The organism is Poseidonibacter lekithochrous (assembly GCF_018861145.1).
GTDB classification, from domain to species: Bacteria; Campylobacterota; Campylobacteria; order Campylobacterales; family Arcobacteraceae; genus Poseidonibacter; species Poseidonibacter lekithochrous_A.
In genome coordinates, this window is sequence record NZ_JAHKQT010000015.1 from 1 (window position 1) to 6189 (window position 6189).

The window sequence follows — 6189 nt, forward strand, 5'->3', positions numbered from 1 at the left end:
TGAGAATAAATATTATAGAAAATACAATATTGATTTAATATACCAACAAAATAAAAAGGAACTATTTTAGCGAGTTATATTTTATAATATAAGATTTAAATAAAAAAGCTAAAAAATAATGAAAATTATTAGCCATGACATAGAATTTGAGAACTATTTACATAAATGACATAAGATTTGAGAAATTTAAGCATTAAATAGTTATTATTAATAAAATGATATTTAATGGAAAAATAGTGGAAAAAAGAGTTAAACCTACAAAAAAAGAATTATTTAACGAAGAACAAAAAAAGATATTAAAAAATAGAAAAGTTGTTCAGTTAAATAAATTTATAAAAGGTGACGTTTCAGCTTTTAGTGTTAATGATCTTAAAATTTTTAAACTTATTATTTCAAAAGTTGATAGTCAAGAATCATTATTTAAAGATTTTTATGAAATTTCTACTGATGAAATAAAAGCGTTAAATATTAAGGAAAAACACTTATATAGCGAAACACGTAAGACACTTAGACGACTTGCAAATATATACATAACATTTGACGAAGGTGAATCTATTAGAGAAGTAGGGCTAATAAGAAATGACTTTAAATTTGAGAAATATACAAAGAAAGTACTTATTAATTTTAATAAAGATATGGATGAATATCTTATAAATCTTAAGAAAAACTTTTTTATGTATGATTTAATTGATATTGTTAATTTTAAATTTAAACATACAATAAAATTTTATGAATATATTAAATCTCAATCATTAAATGTAATCAAATTAAAAATCGATACAATTAAAGATATTTTAGATTTGAAAAATAAATATTCTCGATATGCAAATTTTAAGAAAGATGTTTTGGAAGTTATATTGGAAGAAATAAATGAAAGTTCAAATACTCTATATATTTCTTATAATGTACAGAAAATAGGCCCAAGAGTAGAATTTATAATATTTCATGTAAAAAGAATTAAAAATAATTTAATTTTAGAAGATAATTCTAGAAAAAATAAATATCAATACTTAATTGGAAAAGAGTGTGAATACTTAGATAAGTTTTATACTTTAGATAATGTTGATACAAATAAATATATAATAGCATTAAAAGAAGCCTTAACTAATAATTTTACTCATATTGTTAAGGACGATGAAAAAGGACTTGAAGCAACTTTAAAAGCGCTATATAAAAAAGATTTTGTTGAATCAGGGAGTAATGAAGATATTGAACAAGATGAAATACAGAGACTTTTAACTGTAAAAGACTTCAAAAAATTTAAAGAACAAGTAATTAAGGAATATGAAGGAAAACAATTAGGTAATAACCTCCCTGGATTTGATAAGGAAGATATAATTTCTGTTCAAAATGAAACAGGATATCTTCTAAATGCTACAACTGGAGTAGTGATTAAGAAAGAAGAGAGTTTACTTATTTGGAGATATCTATACAAGAACAGAAATCTGGTTGGTAAAATTATTAAAGATGATCCAACAAAAGAGTTTATAAATAAGGTATTTACAATAAACAAGAAAAATAAATTTGGAGATAGCGAAGTATTTAAATATTTGGTTACAGACATTAAAGAAGAAAAAGAAAATGGTAATATAAAATATAGACTTTTCATACAAAATTTAAACGATCCACTTACTGAAATTGAGAAATCTAAATCACTTCTAACATTTGAGCAACTAAAAATTTATATTGAAGAAAATAGTAAAAAAGATATTTAATAAAGTATTCGTGCTAGAGCGAATACTTTTTATATAAAGGTGAAACAATGGATATTATGCATTCATTAAGTATTGAAAAAACAGTTCTAAGTTCAATTATATTTAGATATGAAGAAATATATACAGTATCTGAAATACTTGAAGTTGAAGATTTTTATTTAAAGATACATCAAGATATATATAAAATTATGCTTGAACTTCATAGTGAAGATATGCCAATTGATGAAGAATTTATTAGAAAAAGAGGGGTAGGGTGCTCATTTAGTGATACAGATTTAATTGATCTTTTAAGTGTAAATCCTATTACAAATGTTGAGGCATATTGTCATGAAATCAAAGAAGATTCAAAATTCAGAAAAATTCAGGATCTATCTAAAAGAATTCCAAGATATATAGAAGAGAATAGTAAAAGTGACGATGTTTTATATACTTTACAAAAAGAAATAGAGAATATAGAAAATCAAAATACAAATGATTCATTAACTTCAAAAGATTTAATCTCAGTTGTTTTAAAAGATATGGAGTTTGCTGCTGAAAATGGCTCTAAAGTTTTAGGACAATCATCTGGATTAAAATCATTAGATAATATTATTGGTGCTTTTGAAGATGGAGATTTAATTGTAATTGCTGCTAGGCCTTCGATGGGTAAAACGAGTATAATTTCAACACTTGCAATTGAATCATTAGAAGATAAAAAAGGTGTTTTAATTGAATCATTAGAAATGCCAGCAAAAAAAATTATGACTAGATTGATAGCAACTAAAGCTGAAGAAAGTTTAAATGATTTAAAAAAAGGCTTAGTTAAAAATAGAAATAAATTTGATGAAGCAACTGCATTCTTTGGAACAGATGATTTAATTATTCATGATAAATCATATCCAACACTAACAGAATTACAAAGTAGAATAAAAGTAGTATTACGTAAAAACCCAAATATAAAAAATATTTTTGTAGATCATACAGGTAAAATACAATTATTAGGTAAGACAAGAGAAGATATAGAAATAGGGCAGATTTCTGCAATGCTAAAGAAAATCGCAAGAGATTATAATATAAGAGTTTTCCTACTACAGCAATTGAATAGAGGACTTGAAACAAGAGAAAATAAAAGGCCTAAATTAAGTGATTTAAAGAACTCTGGAAATATTGAAGAAGATGCAGATATTGTTCTTGGTCTATATAGAGAATCATATTATAAGCAGAATAAAGAGAATACTCCATCAATGTATGAAAAGAAACAAGAAGCAGCAGAGATTATAGTGTTAAAGAATAGAGATGGAGAGACAGGTACTGCACATGTTGGTTTTGAAGGTAAATATGTAAGATTTGTTGAAAAAAAACCTACAGAACCATTGGTAATTGAATTTGAGTAATTAAAAACTACTATAAGGGTGTATCTTCATATGATCTCGTTACCCTAAATAGGACATAGAATTCTGAACAGTTTTTCTTTAATCTCTTATATTTTAGACGTGAAGTATTCAAAAAGTTTCATAGACATTACTAGTTATATTTTAACATGTTTGATATAAGATATTTCATTTCATTTAATGAAAATATACAATACTTAGATATATTCTTTATTTAAATATTTTCAATTGCTAAATTTATTTTATATTTGATATCAACGTCTTTCTTTTGTTGTTTCAAATATAACTGTAGATTTATTAGTACTATTGCTGTATTTTACTTTTACACTTGACTATATGCTATATTTTCTTATTTTCTATTAATTTGAATCTCTCATACGTATCAATATTTTCATATTTCTTTTAACTTCTTAAAAATATATGCATTTAAGTAAATTAGCATATTCATTTTTTGTAAGATTTAATCTTTTATAAATAATCCTAATTTGGATACTTTTATTTATTATACTATTTCATTTAATGAAATGAACTACTCCTTGGCTTTTGCATTAAATCAAAAAAGATCCACTAATATTTTTATAGCTACTTTGTGAAATTCCTAATTCTTTAGCATATTTTTTAAAGTTCTTCACACCATCTTGTACTTCAGATATTATCTGCTCACTATTTTTGATATTATGTTTTTTTGCTAGTTTATGAATATGTTCTAGAGTAGGTTTTTTCCCTTCACCTAGATAAGTTGTGCTATGTTCACCATTTGGACCGAATGAAAAGGTCAAGTCATAAGCAGGTAACAGTTTCCAATTGTTTTGATTATCCAATAAAAATGAGAAGTTTTTAGCATGATCATCTCTATTGTGAGTGAGTAGATTAAATACAGCTAATCTAAACATCATGCTTTGTTGTGATACGTCTTTTGTAAGATGTAATGTTAAGCCTAAAAGGTCATCATAATCAACAGTTGGCAATCTAAAATCAGTATGAGTAAGTCCAGCAACAGAATGGATATGTACTCTTTTATCTTGTACTCTATCAAACCTTTGAATAGCAAAATAACTATTTGTTTTAGTATGAAGTAGTTTAGTATTTGGAATATTTATTTTTGCATCTTTTGCCATCATTGAGTAAATATATTCTATTTTTCCTATATCTTTATCATCAAGAGAGTTTGGAAATTTCACTATATAGTGTTGGTACCCTTTTTGTAGAGTTTGACTTCCATGAATAATATTATTTTCATTATCTATTTGTATCATAGCTTTTGGTCTAGCACCTGCACTAGATCCACCAATAGCCAAAAGAGTGTCAAGAAGTTCTGTACTTGTTCCTTGTAAGATTTTTTGAGAAGATTGTGCTATTTTTTCAAGTGATATTTCATCTTCATCAAATGTGATATTTTCAAGTATAGGCTCATAAGTTAAAGCTCCCATACCAAACTCTCCGATATGTCCTAGTCTGTCTAGTTGTGTAATATCTCTAAAATTTATCCCTTTACTTAAAAGATATCTATCTAAAAGTAGTTTTCCCCAACCATCAGGTAAACTATCAGCAAATACTCCAAAAAGTCCCTCAAAAGTATTTTTTTGACATATATGTACACCATTTTTTTTTGGAAGTTTATAAGGGGATAGCTCTATATTTGTTTTTAGAAAGTCTTTATCATATTCAAAGTATATCTTTTGAGACTTGTATGCTAGAGTTCCAACTTTTATTTTTTTGTTATTTGTATTTAGATGAACATTTATAGTTTGTATACTCATTTAATACTACCTCGTTGTTTTTTTTGATTTTCTTGTTTAAAGAGATCATCTATAGCAGCAATCTCATCTTTTATTATTGCTATATTTTTAAACTCATCTAAACACTCTAAAACTAAGGCAAGTTTTAAAAGTGATTCTAAAGATATCTGACCAATACTCTCAAACCTTTTTAAACTCCCTAAACTCACACCACTTTTTTTGCTAAGACCTTCTTGAGTAAGATTAAAACTCAGTCTTTTTTGTTTAAAATTATCCTTTAAGACTTCCAAGATTGAAGATGGTGTTTCTATATTAATATCTAACATATTAATCCTTATTAAGAAAGATAATATATTATAGCTAATATATTATCTAACACATCTTTTATTTTATATGCTTGTATTTTGATTTGATATTGTTTCTTTTAATCTTTTTAAATACTCATCTTTAAGTTCTTGTGGTTCAAGAATTATCATATTTGGCATCCAATTTTGAATAAATGGTAAAACTTCAATATTTTGTGTGTATTCAACTGTTATTTCTATACTTTCATCATCATATTTTTTTAATTAATAAATGCAAGATACTGAACTAATTAGAAATGATCTTACAATACCTTATTCTGGTGGTCAGAAGTATAAAGATAGGTGTAAATAGTTAGAAAAAAGGGCTTGATTTAATTAAGTCCTTTTTATTTAAACTCTAAATACAAAAAATAGACCTTAAGAGTAAATACTATGATTAATACTTATGGAAAGATTATCTTTTCTCTCTGAAATAGAAGGAATAACATTAATATACCCTAGAATTTGGCCATCTCCATAGTCAAACATAGAAGTGTTTCTAATTCCATTAACAATTTTTTTAAATCTATATCAGAATGCTTAGACACTTGAAAGATAAGCTTAGCTCTTCATGTAATCTTTGTCATAGGCATGTTTTTTCATAATTTAGAACCTATTGATAATTTACAGACATTATAGAGTTTATATATTATAATATATAAACAGAAATTATGAATGAATACTAGTTGCTATACTAATATCAGTAAATGTATTAATTATAAAATATACACAATGTATTGGACTAAATATGAAAAATCTAACGGATTTAAAAGCTATATTACACTCAAAAAGAGCAAATATATATTATCTTGAGTATTGTCGTGTTATGCAAAAGGATGGTAGAGTTCTTTATCTCAGTGAAGCTAAGAAAGAGTATCAATATTGGAATATTCCAATTGCTAATACTACTTGTTTACTTTTAGGAATAGGAACATCTATTACTCAAGCTGCAATGAGAATGTTAGCCCAAGCAGGTGTACTAGTTGGATTTTGTGGAGGTGGTGGAGTGGTAACATGAATT

5 protein-coding genes and 1 pseudogene are annotated in these 6189 nt (G+C 25.6%); 3 read left to right on the top strand and 3 right to left on the bottom strand.

All coding sequences use genetic code 11. The features are described 5' to 3' along the window. The first annotated feature begins 236 nt into the window (after positions 1–236). Positions 237–1715 carry a replication initiation protein gene (locus KO488_RS05600; RefSeq protein ID WP_216057814.1) on the top strand — a complete coding sequence of 493 codons (1479 nt, stop codon included), beginning with the start codon at positions 237–239 and terminating at the stop codon, positions 1713–1715. A gap of 47 nt (positions 1716–1762) precedes the next feature. Then, the gene (locus KO488_RS05605) at positions 1763–3088 is read left to right on the top strand and encodes a DnaB-like helicase C-terminal domain-containing protein (protein ID WP_216057815.1); all 1326 of its coding nucleotides are present in this window, start codon (positions 1763–1765) and stop codon (positions 3086–3088) included. A 545-nt stretch (positions 3089–3633) separates the two neighbouring features. Here the strand turns inward: KO488_RS05605 and KO488_RS05610 are convergent. The 3 genes and pseudogenes from KO488_RS05610 to KO488_RS15495 form a co-directional block, all read right to left on the bottom strand. Further along, on the bottom strand, positions 3634–4845 hold the full coding sequence (locus KO488_RS05610) for a type II toxin-antitoxin system HipA family toxin (protein WP_216057816.1): 1212 nt from the start codon (positions 4843–4845) through the stop codon (positions 3634–3636). Further along, positions 4842–5150, bottom strand: a complete 309-nt coding sequence (locus KO488_RS05615; protein WP_216057817.1) for a helix-turn-helix domain-containing protein — start codon at positions 5148–5150, stop codon at positions 4842–4844. Before KO488_RS05615 ends, KO488_RS05610 begins: the two co-directional genes overlap by 4 nt. Before the next feature lie 63 nt (positions 5151–5213). Beyond that, positions 5214–5372, bottom strand: a pseudogene (locus tag KO488_RS15495) (hypothetical protein); the annotation flags it as partial. A 544-nt stretch (positions 5373–5916) separates the two neighbouring features. Between KO488_RS15495 and KO488_RS05625 the strand changes: the two are divergent. Beyond that, complete coding sequence (locus KO488_RS05625; RefSeq protein ID WP_216057818.1) at positions 5917–6186, top strand: hypothetical protein; 270 nt, start codon at positions 5917–5919, stop codon at positions 6184–6186. Positions 6187–6189 lie beyond the last annotated feature (3 nt).